Genomic DNA, 15279 nt, shown 5'->3' on the forward strand with positions numbered 1-15279 from the left:
CGCCGGCCTCGCAGGAATCGATCGCGCTGGGCTGACGGCTCAGGCACAGCTCTGCACCCTCGACCCCACCGTCGGTGGCGTGCGGGTCGACCGACCGAGGCGGTCACTCGGCCGCGAAGGCCGGCGCGTCCCGGCGTGGCCGCACCCTGCGAAGACGGGGCGCCACCATGGCCGGCGCCCGGCAGGGCATTCTGGACGACCCCGAGCCGTGAGCCCGGCGCCGCGCGGGCAGACCCGGGGGGCGGTCTCTCCGCCCGGCTCGTCTCCTGTCCCGCCGGACGCGCACACTGTAAGCGGAAGGCCATGCGTCATGAGCTGCACACGGAGGTGAGCCATGAGCACCCTCGAGCTGCATGTCGACGTCGACGTCCCGGTCGACAGAGCCTGGGAGACGCTGCACCGGGTGGAGAACTATCCGCGCTTCGTGCAAGGGGTGCGGGGCGCCCGTACGGAGGCGGGGGGCCGAGCGCACCTGGACCTCGAGGCAGGCGGCCGGGCCCGGGAGGTCGAGGCCGAGGTGACCGACCGCGGGGAGCACGTGATGGAGTGGCTCACCACGAGCGCTCCCGAGCTGACGGGTTCCTTCTCGGTCCAGCCGATCGACCAGAACCACACCCGGATCCAGGCACGGCTGGAGTACGACCCCGGCACGGTACGGGACGCCTTCGGCGGGCCGAAGGGGTTCGCCCAGACCAACGCGATCGAACGGCTCGTCCGCAGCGATCTGGAGCACTTCAAGGAGTACGTCGAACGCGGGTGAGCGGCGCGAGGGCGGCGGTGGGCGCGACGGCGCCGGGCTCCGGCAGGCCGGTCAGGTCTCCATCACGGCATCGCAGTCGGGGCAGACCACGGACGCGTGTTCCTCGGGGTACCAGGGCGCTCCCGGGTGTTCGGAGGGCTTCCAGCCGGCCGTCTCCATCGCGAAGGTGTCCTTGCCGCAGAGGGTCCGCGGTCCGGTGGTCGTGCGCGACCCCGGCGCCGCCGGTGCCGCGTGCACCTTGCGGACGCGTCGTTCCGCGCCGCTCGCCGGTCCTGCGGAGGATGCGGCGGGTGAGCGTGCTGCGCCCGGTCTGTCGAGTTCGTAGACGACGATCTCGCTCATGTCTCCACCGTAGGCGTCGCCGCCGGATGGTGTGGTGAACCTGGCCGTGAACTCCGTACCCGGAGGATCCGTACCGGAAGGATCCGTACCCGGAGGACCGGAGGATCTCGTGCGGGCCCTCACGGCCGCCGGGGTCGGGGACGAGCGGCTGCTCGAGGCCGTGCGGACGACGCCCCGGGCGGAGTTCGTCCCGGCGGATCAGCTGTCCGCCGCCTACGGGGACGTGCCCGTGGCCATCGGGCACGGACAGGTCACCACGCAGCCCTCGCTGTCCGCCCTGATGATCGAGGGTCTCGATCTGGCCGGGGACGAGCACGTCCTGGAGATCGGTACGGGTCTGGGCTTCCAGACCGCCCTGCTCGCGCGGCTGGCCGCGGACGTGGTCAGCATCGAGATACGGCCGGACACGGCCCGCCACGCGCGCGTGAACCTCGCCCGGCACGGGGTGCGGAACGTGGAGCTGCGCATCGGCGACGGCAGCGGCGGTGTGCCGGACCGGGCTCCGTACGACGCCGTCCTCGTGTCGGCCGCGTTCCCGGAGGTGCCCGCGCCGCTGGCCGCACAGGTGCGCCCGGGTGGCCGCCTGGTGCAGCCGATCGGGCCGGGCGGGCGCGAGCGGGTGGTGTGCTTCGAGCGCACCGCGGCGGGGCTGGCACAGGTGCGGGTCCTGGCCTCGGCCTGCTTCGTACGGTTGCGGGGGCGATACGGCTTCCCGCCGGACGAGGCGGGGTGGAGCTGAGGTTCTCCCGGTCGTCAGTCCCGGTCGTCAGTCGTCCGCGACGCGTACGACCGCCAGCGTGATGTTGTCGGGGCCGCCCGCGGCGATGGCGGCCTTCCACAGCTCGAAGGCCGCGTGGCCGTCGTCGTGCTCCCGCATCACCTCGTCGAGCACATCCGCCGGCAGCGGGTCGGTCAGACCGTCGGTGCAGATGAGGTAGCGGTCGCCGGGAGACAGGCGCTCGGCCGTGACATGCGGGTACACGGCGCGGTAGGAGGGGCTGCCGCCCAGGCACTGGGTAACGATGGACGTGGTGCGCTGCCCGGGCTCGAGCGGGGGGTTGTCGTCGACGCTCACCTGGCGCAGCCCGTCGTCGCGGGAAGCCGCGTAGACCCGGCTGTCGCCCACGTTGAACGCCAGCAGTGAGCCGGGCCGCACGACGATGCCGGCGACCGTGGTGCCCATGGCGGTGAGCTCGGTCTCCTCCCCGCCGCCCGCTGCCGCGTACACGGCGCGGTTGCAGGCGGTCAGGGCGTCACGGACGGCGTCCTCGCCGCTCAGCGTGGGGCCGAGGGCCGCCATCCGGCGGGCGACCAGGGCGCTGGCCAGGTCGCCGCCGGGATGCCCGCCGAGCCCGTCGGCCACGGCGACGACAAGCGGCGTGCCGAGCGGGAAGACCAGGGTCTGCGGACTCTCCGTCACCGTGGCGCACAGGGTCCACGGCCCGGCCACGAGGCTGTCCTCGTTACGTTCGCGGACCAGTCCGGGATGGCTCAGCGCGCTCACAGCCACGTACCGCATGGAACGCCACCGCCTTCCCGGACGGGCCACGGCAGTCGGTCGACTCGCTGCCCGCGGCTCCAGGGTAGGCGCTCGCCGGGAGAGGGACACCGGCCGTCCGGTTCCGGTCAGGTGACCGGCGGCGCCAGGGACGCGGTGGTCGGGCCGTCGGGACGGACGGTGATGCCGTACTGCGCCTTGACGGGCGTGGAGTGGAAGGACGGCGTGTGGACCGGCAGCAGGTGTTCCAGGAGGATGGTCGATTCGCGCAGTGCGAACTGGACTCCGAGGCAGGCGCGGGGGCCGATCCCGAAGGGGAGGTAGGCGCCCGGATGGGCGGGCCGGCCGTCCGGGACGAGGAAGCGCCGGGGGATGAACTCCCCGGGATCCGGCCACAGTTCGGGATCGCGGTGCGTGAGGTAGGGGCAGACCAGGATGTCGGTGCCGGCCGCTACGGTGTATCCGGCGAGGACGTCGTCCTCGGTGGTGTGGCGGGGCAGGATCCAGGCGGCCGGGTACAGCCGAAGCGTCTCGTGGACCAGGGCCTGCACGGCCTGGCGGCGTTGCGCCGAGCCTTCGCCGCCGGCGGCCAGGGCTTGTTCGCGGGCGCCGGGGCACTGGTCGAGGAGCAGATAGAGCCAGGTCAGGGTGGTGGCGGTGGTCTCGTGCCCGGCCGCCAGCAGCGTGACCAGCTCGTCGCGGATCAGCCGGTCGGTGTACTGCGGGTGCTCGGCGGCGGCGTCGACCAGGACATGCAGCAGGCCCGGGCCGTCGGGACCGGCCGTCCCGGCGCGGGCGGTGTCGATGGCGTGCCGGGCGACCGCGTCGATCCGGGCGAGATCGGTGGCGACGGCGTCCCCGGCGTCGGTGGCGTCCGCGGGCAGCGTCGGAAGGGCGGCCGCCACGGCGGTCACGGCGGCCAGCTCGCGCTCGGTCCCGTCATCGAGGGCGTGTCCGGTCAGAGAGCGCCAGATGGCGTCGAGGGCGAAACGGCGCATCTCGCGCATGACGTCCAGGGTCTGCCCGCTACGGGCGTACCCCTCCCAGCGTACGGCGGTGGTCCGGGCGGCCTCGGTGATCCGCTGTTCGTAACGGCGCATCCCGGTACCGGTGAACTGGGCCTGCAGCAGGCGCCGTTGCCGCTTCCATGCCGCACCGGTGGCGGCGAGGACACCGTCGCCGATCAGCAGCCGGGCGCGGTGGGAGCGCTTGACGTACCGCTCGGGGTGCCGGGCGAGCACGTGCTGGACCGCCTCCGGGTCGGTGATGAGAACGGTGCGCGCGGGCCCCAGCCGGAACGCGCCGACGCCGCCGCAGCGCTCACGCACCTGGGACAGCAGCTCCACCAGGTCGCCCCCCGCCGAACGCCACCGCTCGACGAGCGCGGGCTCGGCCTCGGGCACCGGCCGTCCCATTTCCGGAAGGCCGGGGAGGGACCCGGGACCGGCTTCGATGTCCATGTTCTCTTCTCCCGGGTTCTCTTCTCGGGGGTTCTCTTCTCGCCGTCACGGACTGTACGGGAGTTGGGACATTTGGTGACAGCCCATCACCGGCGCCCCCCGAAACCCGGTGGAGACCGGAAGCCCGCCGCACCTAGGGTCGCGCCATGAGCACTCGCACTTTCCGGATCACCGTCCGCGGCGCCTTCGACGGCCTCACCGACACCCAGCGGGCCGAGCTGCTGGCCGACGCCGCCGAACACGACGTACTGCGCGCCGAGTTCACCCCCGAGGGCAACCTCACCTACGACATCGCCGCCCGGCCGGCCTTCGTCTTCCGTTTCTCCGACACCGGGGAGGAGGAAGAGGACATCCTGGAGGCGACCGAGCGGGCCGAGGGCACGGCGAAGGCCTGGCTGACCGAGCGCGGCTACGGCTTCAAGAACCTCCGCTCCACCGCCGAGGACCTCTCCCAGGCGCCGATGGGCAAGCGGCAGCGGCGCGCGGCGCGTTCGAACCGGGCATGAACTTGAGTACTCAAGGAGATGGCAATGAGAGGGCGCAGGCGGCCATGCGCGACGCCCTGGACGTGGCACTGCGGCTGGTCCGCGCCCAGGCGGCGCTCGTGCGGCGCTTCGACTCCCGGCTGAGCGGGCTGCACGGCGTGAGCCTCGCCGACTTCACCTTGCTGCTACGACTGAGTCAGGCGCCGGGCGGCCGTATGCGCCGGGTCGACCTCGCCGAGGCACTGGGCGTGACAGCCTCCGGGGTCACGCGCGGGCTCGCGCCACTGGAGCGGATCGGGCTGGTCACCCGTGAGTCGGAGGCCCGGGACGCGCGCGTGGCCTACGCGTCACTGACCGGGACGGGCCGACGCCGGCTGAGGGAGATGCTCGCGACGGCCGAGGAGACCGCCGCCGAGCTCTTCGCCACCCCCGGGTTCAGCGCCGAGGACGTCACTCGGCTGTCGTCCCTGCTGACCCGCCTCGGCGGCACGGGCCTGGCCCGCTCCTGACCGCCGGCGTGTGACCAGTTCTCATCCCGCCATGACGCGAACTCGCCGTGGCACAGGACACCTTGGGATGTGGCCGAATTGTGAGGGGGCCGTGCACGCCGGCATGGCATGATCATGACTCGTCATGAGTTACCGGCCGGTTCTACCGTCAAGTAGCCCGCTCGCCCGGTGCCTCTCTGCCACCCCCCACTCCACACAGGACCGATCATGCGCAGACGCATGCGGCACAGACGTGCCCTGCTGCCCGCCTTCGCCGTGACCACCCTCTTCCTCGCCGCGGCCTGTTCCTCGCCCGCCTCGCACACCGGACCCTCGGCGACCACCGGGCAGGGCCGGCAGGTCGAGATCGCCGACGGGCCCGCCGACGGCACGGACCACTCGCTCGCCGTCGCCGCCGCGCCCACCACGACCGCCACCACCGCGACCGCCACGGCGGGCCCCGCCGGCTCCGGGCGGCGAGCCCACAGGACGGCGCTCGCCATCGGCTCGTACGACAGCCGCACCCGGCGGGCCGTACTCACCAACAAGCCAGCCGCGCACGAGAGTTCAACCCCCTCCTCACCGGCGGCCGCGCCCACTCCCTCCGGCGCCCCGGACCAGGCCACCGTCGGCGATGTGATCGCCAGTGCGCCCGCGCCCGGGGCGCCGGACGGACTGCTCGCCAAGGTCACCAAGGTGATCGGCGAGAGGGACGGCGGCACCGAGGTACAGACGGAACCGGCCACCCTCAACGCGCTGCTCGGCGACGACACGGCCAAGGGCGCGGTGCGGGTCGACCCGTCGTCCTTCACCGTCGACAAGCTGCTGCCCGGGGTGAAGGTGTCCTGGGCGACGGCCGGTCACCTGCACGCCGGCCCGAAGGGTGCCACGGTGCCGCTCGGCAGCCTCCGGCTCGACGTGAGCGCCGACCTGCCGACGGCCCAGGGCGCCCCGGCCTCCGCCACCGCCTCGGTGCACGGCTTCGTCCAGGTCGCCCCGCAGGTCGACTTCGCCTACGGCGGCGCCGGCAACGACGCGCCGCCCGGCTCCGCCTACCTCGGCGTCTCCGGCGACTGGGCCTCCGGCTGGGCGGTCAAGGGCCAGGCGGCCGCGGCCACCGGCGCCCCACTGCGGATCCCGTTCGCCAAGCTGCACGCCGACCCCGTCCTCCAGGTCGGCCCGGTTCCTGTCGTCGTCGACCTCGACCTGACCGCCTACGTCCAGATCAGCGGCGACGGACGGGTCACCGTCGACGTCGAGCAGAACCTCAAGGGCGACTTCAAGGCGGGCGGCACCTTCGGCCCGGCCAGGGGCTGGACGCCGGTCAGCTCCGCGGACATGACGAGCACGCCGGCGCGCGCCTCTGTCACCACCGCCGGGAACGTGAAGACGGCGCTCGGCGCCGAGGCCTCGGTGGGCCTCTACGGCACCGTCGGCATCACCGCCGACCTGGCCCCGTATCTGCGGGGCCAGGCCTCCGGCACGGTCACCGCCTCCGGCGGCGCGGCGAAGACCGCGGGCGCCTGGGGCGTGTACGGCGGGGTCGACCTGTCCGGGACCCTGCGGCTGCAGCTGTCCGTCTTCGGCACACCGGTCATCCAGCGGAGCATTCCGCTGGGCACCCTGAACCGCGAGTGGAAGCTGGCGGGCGGCACCTTCTAGGCGCTCGCCTGCGCGGAGCCGTCCCGCGCCGCCGGTATCCAGCCCTGGCGGCGCAGGACGGACGACACGTCCGGCGCCCGGTAGTGCTCACCCTTGAGGACCTTGCCGTCGGCCCGGCGGGCCACCTGTCCGTCCGGGCCGAGCTTGCTCATGTTGGCGCGGTGGATCTCGGCGATCACCTGGTCCAGGTCGATGCCGTGGACCAGTGCCGTGCCGTACGCCACGTAGACCACGTCCGCCAGTTCGTGCGCGAGCCTGTCCAGCGGGCCGTCGACCGCGACCTCGGCGACCTCAGCGGCCTCCTCGGCGAGCAGTTCCCCGCGGTGCGCGGCCAGTTCGGGATCCACCTCTGTCGGCGTGGTGCGGGCGTCGAGGCCGAAGGCGCGGTGGAATTCTCGGACGAGGTCGGCGGGAGAAGTGCTCATGCGACGACTGTAACGGCCGCCACTGACAGAGCCCTCCGACGGCCTGCGGACCCCGGAGTGACCAGTCAGTGACCCCGGCCCTGGTCAGCGTCGCGTCCGGCCTGGCAGGATCGCCGCATGTCCAAGGTGTTCCCCCGTATCAGCAGGCGCCGGGCGCTGTCGGCCGCGGCCGCCGGTGCCGTGGTGCTGGGGCTGCTGTTGTGGTGGCTGCTGCCGCTGGGCGAGAGGCCGCCGAGCGGGACGATCGTCTTCAGCACGGGCACGCCCAGGGGGGTCTACCAGGAGTACGGCGAGCGGTTGCGCGCCGAGTTCGCCAAGGACATGCCCAATCTGAAGGTGAAACTGCTGAACAGCGCCGGCTCGCAGGAGAACGTGCAGCGGGTGGCGACCGGCAGGGCCGACTTCACCATCGCGGCGGCCGACGCGGTGGAGGCGTACGAGCTGCGGCACGGCAGCGGCGCCGGGCGGCTGCGCGGGGTGGCCCGGCTCTACGACGACTACGTGCACCTCGTCGTGCGCAGTGGCTCGGACATCAGGAACGTCGCCGACCTGCGGCACAAACGGGTGGGGACCGGGCTGCCCGACTCCGGGGTGCGGCTGATCGCCGACCGGGTGCTCAAGGCCGCAGGCATCGACCCCCGCAAGGACATCACCCCGGTCGCGGACGGCATCGACACCGGGCCCGACCAGCTGGAGCAGCGCCGGATCGACGCCTTCTTCTGGTCGGGCGGCCTGCCCACCAAGGGACTCCTCGCGCTGGCCCAGAAGTCCGCCTTCACGTTCGTGCCGATCGACGGCGCCCTCGTCACCAAGCTGCACGAGCAGGGAGAGGCCGCGCGCTACTACCGGGCCACCAATATCCCCGAGTCGGCGTACCCGGCCGTACAGCAGGGCAACGAGGTCCCGACGATCGCCGTGTCGAACCTGCTGATGACCCGCACGGACATGGACCCCAGGCTCACCGAGTGGGTGACCCGCACGGTCATCAAGAGCCGCGACGGCATCGGCGCCCACGTCCACTCCGCCCAACTGGTGGATCTGCGCACCGCCATCTACACCGACCCGCTGCCCCTGCAGGAGGGCGCCCGGCGCTACTACCGCTCGATGAAGCCCTAGACGTGCTGTCCCGGGACGTGGGTGACACGGGTGCTGGGTGCTTGAACAGGTGAGGGCCTTCTGGGTTCGGTGTGGATTGCGACATCTACGACCGGTACTCAGGAGGCCCTCGTGTCCCACCGTAATGCCCCGCTGACGCCGACCGGCAGGCTGCGTCTGGCCCGGTGTGTCGTGGACGACGGCTGGCCGCTGCGGCGGGCCGCGGAACGCTTCCAGGTCAGCCACACCACGGCCGCACGCTGGGCCGGCCGTTACCGGCAGTGGGGCGCCACGGGCATGCACGACCGCTCCAGCCGCCCGCACCACCAGCCACGCCGCACCCCGCCCGCAATCGAGACCCAGGTAGTGCGCCTGCGCCGCGAACACCGGATCGGACCGGTCCGTCTGGCCCCCCGCTGCGGCATCGCCGCCTCCACCGCCCACCGCATCCTGGCCCGCCACCAGCTGACCGTTCTGGCCGCATGCGACCGCGCCACCGGCGAACCCGTACGCCGCTACGAACGCTCCCGGCCCGGCGAACTGGTGCACATCGACGTCAAGAAGCTCGGCCGCATCCCCGACGGCGGCGGGCACCGCACGCAGGGCCGTGCCGAAGGCCGCCGCAACCGCACCGGGACCGGATACGCCTACCTGCACACCGCCCTGGACGACCACTCCCGCCCGGCCTACACCGAAGACCTCCCCGACGAGACCGCCCCGACCTGCGCCGGCTTCCTCACCCGAGCCACCGCCTGGTTCGCCGCCCAGGGCATCACCGTCGAACGCGTCCTGACCGACAACGCCTGGGCCTACACCAAGAACACCTGGCGGCGGGCCTGCCACCAGCTGGGCATCAGCCCCCGCTGGACACGGCCCTGGCGGCCCCGGACCAACGGCAAGGTCGAACGCTTCCACCGCACCCTGCTCGAGGAAGGGGCCTACCAGCGGCCCTACACCACCGATGCCGAGCGGCAGGCCGCGTTTCCAGACTGGCTGGACCGGTACAACTACCACCGACCCCACACCGGCATCAGCGGCCAAACACCAGCCAGCCGCGTCACCAACCTGTCCGAACAGCACACCTAGAGCGAGGCCTGCCTCGGACCGGCGGGCCCCGCGAACGATGGCCTCTCCCCGTCAGGGTCCCGTGTCAGGATCCCCCGTGCCGAGGCACGGTCACCGTCACCCGCAGCCCCCGCGGCTCATGGTGGGCGTAGTCGATCGAGCCGCCGCCGGCCGTGAGCAACGCGCGGACGATGGACAGGCCGAGGCCCGAACCCTTGATGTTCTGGTGACGCCCGCTGCGCCAGAAACGGTCGCCGACGCGCGCGAGTTCCTCGTCGGTGAGGCCGGGCCCGGTGTCGGTGACGACGACCGTGGATCTGTCGCCGTCGGCGGCTACGCAGACCTCCACCGTGCCGCCCTCGGGGGTGAACTTCACGGCGTTGTCGATCAGCGCGTCCAGGGCGCTGGACAGGGTGATCGGGTCGGCCCAGCCGGTGGTGGGCGGACAGTCCCCGGTCAGCCGTACCCCCTTGGCCGCGGCGGCCGGAGACCAGGCGGCGATCCGCTCCTCGGTGAGGGCGCCGATGTCGGTCAGCGTCAGGTCCGCCTCGGCGTGCTCGGCCAGCGCCAGATCCAGCAGGTCGTCCAGCACCTGCGCGAGGCGCTTGCCCTCGGTGCGGACCGAGGCGATCTCCTCATTGTCCTCCGGCAGTTCGAGTGCGAGCAGTTCGATGCGCAGCAGCAGCGCCGAGAGGGGGTTGCGCAGCTGGTGCGAGGCGTCCGCGACGAAGGCGCGCTGCTGCTCCAGCACGTCCTCGACGTTGTCCGCCATCTCGTTGAACGAACGGGCGAGCCGTCTGAGTTCCGGCGGTCCGCCGCCGACCGCGACCCGCGACTTCAGCCGTCCGGTGGCGATGTCGTGGGTGGTGGCGTCCAGGACCCGTACCGGTCTGAGCACCCAGCCGGTCAGCCGCAGTGCCGCGCCCACGGCCAGCAGCATCGCCGCGATCTCGCCGGCCCCGATGATCAGCCAGCCGCGCAGGGTCCGTGAACGCATCGGTCCGGTGGGCGAGTCGGTGACCACGACCGCCACGACATCGCCGTCCCGGATCACCGGCGAGGCCACGACCAGCCGGCTGCGCTGCCAGGGCCACACCTGGCGCGGGTCATGGCTGCGCCGGCTGAGCAGCGACTCCTCGAACGCGTCCCGCACCTCCCCCGTCCGCGGGACGAACCAGTCGTCGGGGGCGTTGGCCATCGCCGAGCCGTTGCGGTAGAAGACGCCCGCGCGGATGCCGTAGACGCCGTAGTAGCTGGCGAGTTCGCTGCGCAGCGCCTGCAGGCGCTCGTCGACGCTGGTGCGGCGCGATCCGCTGGGCCCGTCGGTGACGTACTGGGCGAGGGCCGCGAAGCGTGCCGTGTCGTCGATGCGGTCGACGACGACCTTCTGCTGCTGTGCGGCGGCCACGCTGATGGCGAGCGGAAGCCCGAGGGCGATCAGGACGGCTGCCATCAGGATGATGAGCAGCGGCAGCAGACGTGCGCGCACCCGTCCCCGCTAGGCGGCCGGGGCGACGAGCCGGTAGCCGACGCCGCGTACGGTCTCGATCAGCGCGGGCATGCGCAGTTTGGCGCGCAGGGAGGCGACATGCACCTCCAGGGTGCGGCCGGTGCCCTCCCAACTGGTGCGCCAGACCTCGCTGATGATCTGCTCCCGCCGGAAGACCACTCCCGGGCGTTGCGCGAGCAGGGCGAGCAGGTCGAACTCCTTGCGGGTCAGTTGGACTGTCGAACCATCCACGGTGACCTGCCGGGTGGGCAGTTCGATGCGCATGGACCCGAGGTGGAGGGCGCTCTCGCTGCCGGCCGCCGGGTCCTCGTGGACGGTGCGCCGGCTGACGGCGTGGATGCGCGCGAGCAGTTCCCCGGTGTCGTAGGGCTTCACCACGTAGTCGTCGGCGCCCAGGTTGAGCCCGTGGATGCGGGAGCGGACGTCGGAGCGGGCGGTCACCATGATCACCGGGGTGCTGGTGCGCTTGCGGATCTTGCCGCAGACCTCGTAGCCGTCCTGGTCGGGCAGGCCCAGGTCGAGCAGGACCACGCCGAAACCGTTGCCCTCGGGGACGAGCGCCTGCAGGGCCTCCTCGCCGCTGCGCGCGTGGGTGACCTCGAAACCGTGTCGCGCGAGTACGGCGGACAGGGCCGCGGCGACGTGGTTGTCGTCCTCGACGAGCAGCAGTCTCATCCCGGCCCCCTCCGGTTCAGCGGTCGTACGGTCTGTGTTCGCGTGCGTCGTGCAGGGCACGCGCGCGTGCACCATGGCAGTGACGCCGATGGACAAGGACGGCGTCAAGAGGGTTCCGGTTGCCCGCCGCTTCCGTTATCCGGCCGATACGCACACCTGCGGCAGATGCTACGACACGTGTCCGATTGCTATCGGATCGTGATGCTCAGATCTCCCTCAGATGTGATGACGCAGGTCACAGCCCCTCACTACTGTCCTGCGAAACCGAGGAGGACGGAGCCCGAGAGCGATGACCAATGTATCGGTGACCAAGGAAGACACTGTGGTCACGTCCGACGAACTGGTCGTCCTGAAGAGCGTCAACAAGCACTTCGGCGCGTTGCACGTACTCCAGGACATCGACCTGACGATCGCCCGCGGCGAGGTCGTCGTGGTCATCGGGCCCTCCGGGTCCGGGAAGTCGACCCTGTGCCGCACGATCAACCGCCTGGAGACGATCGACTCCGGCACCATCACCATCGACGGCAGGCCCCTCCCCCAGGAGGGCAGGGAGCTGGCCCGGCTGCGGGCCGACGTCGGCATGGTCTTCCAGTCCTTCAACCTCTTCGCGCACAAGACCGTGCTCGAGAACGTGATGCTGGGCCAGCTCAAGGTCCGCAGGACGGACAAGAAGCAGGCCGAGGAGAAGGCCCGGTCCCTGCTCGACCGTGTCGGCGTGGGCACGCAGGCCGACAAGTACCCCGCCCAGCTGTCCGGCGGCCAGCAGCAGCGCGTCGCCATCGCGCGGGCACTGGCGATGGGCCCGAAGGTCATGCTCTTCGACGAGCCGACCTCCGCCCTCGACCCCGAGATGATCAACGAGGTCCTCGAGGTCATGCAGCAGCTCGCCCGTGAGGGCATGACGATGGTCGTCGTCACCCACGAGATGGGCTTCGCACGGTCGGCTGCGAACCGCGTGGTGTTCATGGCCGACGGCCGGATCGTCGAGCAGGCCGCGCCGGACCAGTTCTTCAGCAACCCGCGCAGCGACCGGGCCAAGGACTTCCTGTCCAAGATCCTGCACCACTGACGACGCAGGCCCCGCCCGCCCCCTGGATCGGTTTTTCCCACCAGCGGGTCGCCTTTTCCAACGGACCTCGTTCCGCACCACTCAAAGGATGTTCACCATGAAGCTCCGCAAGGTCACCGCCGCCTCGGCCGCCGTACTCGCGATCGCCGTGGGCGCCACCGCGTGCGGCGGCGGCAAGAAGGACGACAACGGCTCCTCCGGTGGGGGCAAGAAGATCGCCATCGGCATCAAGTTCGACCAGCCGGGCCTCGGCCAGAAGACCCCGCAGGGCTACGCGGGCTTCGACGTGGACGTGGCCACCTATGTCGCCAAGAAGCTCGGCTACAGCGCGGACCAGATCGAGTGGAAGGAGTCGAAGAGCGCCGACCGCGAGACCATGCTGCAGCGCGGTGACGTCGACTTCATCGCCGCCACGTACTCGATCACCCCGAAGCGTGAGCAGAAGGTCGACTTCGCCGGGCCGTACCTGCTGGCGCACCAGGACGTGCTGCTGCGCGCGGACGAGACGAAGATCAAGTCTCCGTCGGACCTGAACGGCAAGAAGCTGTGCTCGGTGACCGGCTCGACCTCGGCGCAGAACCTCCACGACCGGCTGGCTCCCAAGGCGAACCTCCAGACGTACCCGACCTACTCGGCCTGTCTGGGCGGTCTGCAGAGCGGCGCCATCGACGCCCTCACCACGGACGACTCGATCCTCGCGGGCTACGCCTCCCAGGCCCAGTTCAAGGGCAAGTTCAAGCTGGGCGGCTTCAAGATGACCAACGAGAATTACGGCATCGGCGTCAAGAAGGGCAGCGCCCTCAAGGCCAAGATCAACAAGGCCCTTGAGGAGATGGTCTCCGACGGCTCGTGGCAGGCGGCCGTGAAGAAGAACCTCGGCCCGGCCGACTACAAGAACGAGCCCGCCCCGAAGATCGGCGACATCAAGAGCTGAGGCAACGCCCCGCCGGTGCGCCGCCTGTGAACACGGCGGCGCACCGGGGCATCCCTACACGCGGAAGCGCGGGAGATCGTGTTCGACTTTCTTGACAAGTACGACGTGCTGGGCGCCTTCTGGACGACAGTGCAGCTGACGCTGCTGTCGGCCGTGGGCTCCCTGGTCTGGGGCACTCTGCTGGCCGCCATGCGGGTGGGCCCGGTACCGCTGATGCGCGGTTTCGGCACCACCTATGTGAACATCGTGCGGAACATCCCGCTCACGGTGATCATCCTCTTCTCCTCCCTCGGCCTGAACCAGAATCTGGGCATCAACCTCGGTGCCAAAGACTTCGACACGATCAACTTCCGGCTGGCCGTGCTCGGCCTGATCGTCTACACCTCGGCGTTCGTGTGCGAGGCGATCCGGGCCGGCATCAACACCGTGCCGGTGGGCCAGGCGGAGGCGGCGCGGGCCATCGGGCTGAGCTTCCCCCAGGTGCTGGGGCTGGTCGTGCTGCCGCAGGCCCTCCGCGCGGCCGTCGCTCCGCTGACCAACGTACTGATCGCACTGACGAAGAACACGACGGTGGCGGCCGCGATCGGCGTGGCGGAGGCGGCCTTCCTGATGAAGAAGATGATCGAGAACGAGGCGGAGCTGCTGGCGATCTCCGCGGTCATCGCCTTCGGGTTCGTCTGCCTGACCCTGCCGACCGGGCTGATCCTCGGCTGGGTGGGCAAGAAGGTGGCGGTGAAGCGATGAGCTCGGTCCTGTACGACGTCCAGGGGCCCCGCGCCAAGCGGCGCAACGTCCTGTACACGGCGGTCTTCCTGATCGTCCTCGCGGGCGTCGCATGGTGGGTGTACAAGTCGTTCGACGACAAGGGACAGCTCGCCTGGTCGCTGTGGAAGCCCTTCTTCAGCGGCACCGAGGTGTACTCGACGTACATCTGGCCCGGTCTGCAGAAGACCCTGGAGGCGGCGGCCCTGGCGATGGTCATCGCGCTTCCGCTCGGCGCCGTCCTCGGCATCGCCCGGCTCTCGGACCACCTGTGGGTGCGCGTTCCGGCCGTGATCGTGGTCGAGTTCTTCCGCGCGATCCCCGTACTGGTCCTGATGATCTTCGGGCTCGCGCTCTTCGCCCAGTACACCGACGTGAGTTCGGACGACCGGCCGTTCTACGCGGTCGTCACCGGTCTGGTGCTGTACAACGCGTCGGTGCTCGCGGAGATCGTCCGCGCGGGCATCCTCGCCCTGCCGAAGGGGCAGTCCGAGGCGGCCCTGGCGATCGGCCTGCGCAAGGGGCAGATGATGCGGCTCATCCTGCTGCCGCAGTCGGTCACCACCATGCTCCCGGCGATCGTCAGCCAGTTGGTGGTCATCGTGAAGGACACCGCCCTCGGCGGCGCGGTCCTCACCTTCCCCGAACTGATGGCCTCGGCCAACACGATGGCCGGCTACTACGGCAACATGATCGCCTCACTGACCGTGGTCGCCGTGATCTTCGTGATCATCAACTTCTCCCTGACCTCGTTCGCGAGCTGGCTGGAGGGCCGGCTGCGGCGCGGCAAGAAGTCGACGGGCGCGGTGCTCGGCGCCCAGGACGTCGCCGACATCGCCGGTACGGCGGCGACCGGGGCCGGAGGTACCGCCGGCCCCGTGGACCTCAGCGGTCCCTTCGTCGGCGGTGGTCAGCACGGCGGCGGCCACGGCAGCTGACGTTCATTCAGGTGATATGAAACACCCGGAGGCAGTGGCCTGATCGCCACTGCCTCCGGTCGCTTGACGCAAACTCTGCCAATGGGTTGCATACGTTCTGTGATCGTGCAC

Annotated in this window: 17 protein-coding genes; 11 read left to right on the forward strand and 6 right to left on the reverse strand. The window is 71.0% G+C overall.

Annotated features, from left to right (window positions below; all coding sequences use genetic code 11):
• Positions 1-334: 334 nt before the first annotated feature.
• Complete coding sequence (locus FB563_RS05035) at positions 335-760, forward strand: SRPBCC family protein (protein ID WP_055703684.1); 426 nt, start codon at positions 335-337, stop codon at positions 758-760.
• A 51-nt stretch (positions 761-811) separates the two neighbouring features.
• Here FB563_RS05035 and FB563_RS05040 read toward each other — a convergent pair whose 3' ends face one another.
• Positions 812-1102 (reverse strand): hypothetical protein, encoded by a 291-nt coding sequence (locus FB563_RS05040; RefSeq protein ID WP_055703685.1) that lies wholly within the window; start codon positions 1100-1102, stop codon positions 812-814.
• Between the two features lie 109 nt (positions 1103-1211).
• On the opposite strand from FB563_RS05040, the gene FB563_RS05045 reads away from it, so the two are divergent.
• Positions 1212-1841: a protein-L-isoaspartate O-methyltransferase family protein gene (locus FB563_RS05045; RefSeq protein WP_234357549.1), complete on the forward strand. Its 630-nt coding sequence runs from the start codon at positions 1212-1214 to the stop codon at positions 1839-1841.
• A 27-nt stretch (positions 1842-1868) separates the two neighbouring features.
• On the opposite strand, the gene FB563_RS05050 is transcribed toward FB563_RS05045, so the two are convergent.
• Positions 1869-2621 carry a PP2C family protein-serine/threonine phosphatase gene (locus FB563_RS05050; protein WP_055703686.1) on the reverse strand — a complete coding sequence of 251 codons (753 nt, stop codon included), beginning with the start codon at positions 2619-2621 and terminating at the stop codon, positions 1869-1871.
• 107 nt (positions 2622-2728) lie between these two features.
• Positions 2729-4060 (reverse strand): cytochrome P450, encoded by a 1332-nt coding sequence (locus tag FB563_RS05055; RefSeq protein ID WP_055703687.1) that lies wholly within the window; start codon positions 4058-4060, stop codon positions 2729-2731.
• A gap of 146 nt (positions 4061-4206) precedes the next feature.
• Between FB563_RS05055 and FB563_RS05060 the strand changes: the two genes are divergently transcribed.
• From FB563_RS05060 to FB563_RS05070, 3 genes are all read left to right on the forward strand, one after another.
• Complete coding sequence (locus tag FB563_RS05060) at positions 4207-4566, forward strand: DUF6204 family protein (RefSeq protein ID WP_055703688.1); 360 nt, start codon at positions 4207-4209, stop codon at positions 4564-4566.
• A gap of 44 nt (positions 4567-4610) precedes the next feature.
• Positions 4611-5054, forward strand: coding sequence for a MarR family winged helix-turn-helix transcriptional regulator (locus FB563_RS05065; protein ID WP_055703689.1), 444 nt, complete (start codon positions 4611-4613; stop codon positions 5052-5054).
• 207 nt (positions 5055-5261) lie between these two features.
• On the forward strand, positions 5262-6695 hold the full coding sequence (locus FB563_RS05070) for a hypothetical protein (protein WP_055703690.1): 1434 nt from the start codon (positions 5262-5264) through the stop codon (positions 6693-6695).
• Here the strand turns inward: FB563_RS05070 and FB563_RS05075 are convergent.
• Positions 6692-7120: a pyrophosphohydrolase domain-containing protein gene (locus tag FB563_RS05075; RefSeq protein WP_055703691.1), complete on the reverse strand. Its 429-nt coding sequence runs from the start codon at positions 7118-7120 to the stop codon at positions 6692-6694. The two genes, FB563_RS05070 and FB563_RS05075, sit on opposite strands and share 4 nt — an antisense overlap.
• Before the next feature lie 117 nt (positions 7121-7237).
• Between FB563_RS05075 and FB563_RS05080 the strand changes: the two genes are divergently transcribed.
• Entirely contained in the window at positions 7238-8236 is a 999-nt protein-coding gene (locus FB563_RS05080) for a TAXI family TRAP transporter solute-binding subunit (protein ID WP_055703692.1), read from the forward strand.
• Between the two features lie 111 nt (positions 8237-8347).
• Complete coding sequence (locus FB563_RS05085) at positions 8348-9301, forward strand: IS481 family transposase (RefSeq protein ID WP_055703693.1); 954 nt, start codon at positions 8348-8350, stop codon at positions 9299-9301.
• Between the two features lie 64 nt (positions 9302-9365).
• Here the strand turns inward: FB563_RS05085 and FB563_RS05090 are convergent, their stop codons facing one another.
• Both FB563_RS05090 and FB563_RS05095 read right to left on the reverse strand, forming a co-directional pair.
• Positions 9366-10769 (reverse strand): sensor histidine kinase, encoded by a 1404-nt coding sequence (locus FB563_RS05090; RefSeq protein ID WP_055703694.1) that lies wholly within the window; start codon positions 10767-10769, stop codon positions 9366-9368.
• A gap of 9 nt (positions 10770-10778) precedes the next feature.
• Positions 10779-11465: a response regulator transcription factor gene (locus FB563_RS05095; protein ID WP_055703695.1), complete on the reverse strand. Its 687-nt coding sequence runs from the start codon at positions 11463-11465 to the stop codon at positions 10779-10781.
• Positions 11466-11754: 289 nt separating this feature from the next.
• Between FB563_RS05095 and FB563_RS05100 the strand changes: the two genes are divergently transcribed.
• The 4 genes from FB563_RS05100 (at position 11755) to FB563_RS05115 (ending at position 15168) form a co-directional block, all read left to right on the forward strand.
• A complete protein-coding gene (locus tag FB563_RS05100) occupies positions 11755-12534 on the forward strand; it encodes an amino acid ABC transporter ATP-binding protein (protein ID WP_055703696.1) in 780 nt (259 codons plus the stop codon).
• Between the two features lie 97 nt (positions 12535-12631).
• Positions 12632-13468 carry a glutamate ABC transporter substrate-binding protein gene (locus FB563_RS05105; RefSeq protein WP_055703702.1) on the forward strand — a complete coding sequence of 279 codons (837 nt, stop codon included), beginning with the start codon at positions 12632-12634 and terminating at the stop codon, positions 13466-13468.
• Positions 13469-13546: 78 nt separating this feature from the next.
• Entirely contained in the window at positions 13547-14212 is a 666-nt protein-coding gene (locus FB563_RS05110; protein ID WP_055703697.1) for an amino acid ABC transporter permease, read from the forward strand.
• Positions 14209-15168: an amino acid ABC transporter permease gene (locus tag FB563_RS05115; RefSeq protein WP_142218490.1), complete on the forward strand. Its 960-nt coding sequence runs from the start codon at positions 14209-14211 to the stop codon at positions 15166-15168. Before FB563_RS05110 ends, FB563_RS05115 begins: the two co-directional genes overlap by 4 nt.
• Positions 15169-15279: the final 111 nt, after the last annotated feature.

This window comes from Streptomyces puniciscabiei, assembly GCF_006715785.1.
Classification (GTDB): Bacteria; Actinomycetota; Actinomycetes; order Streptomycetales; family Streptomycetaceae; genus Streptomyces; species Streptomyces puniciscabiei.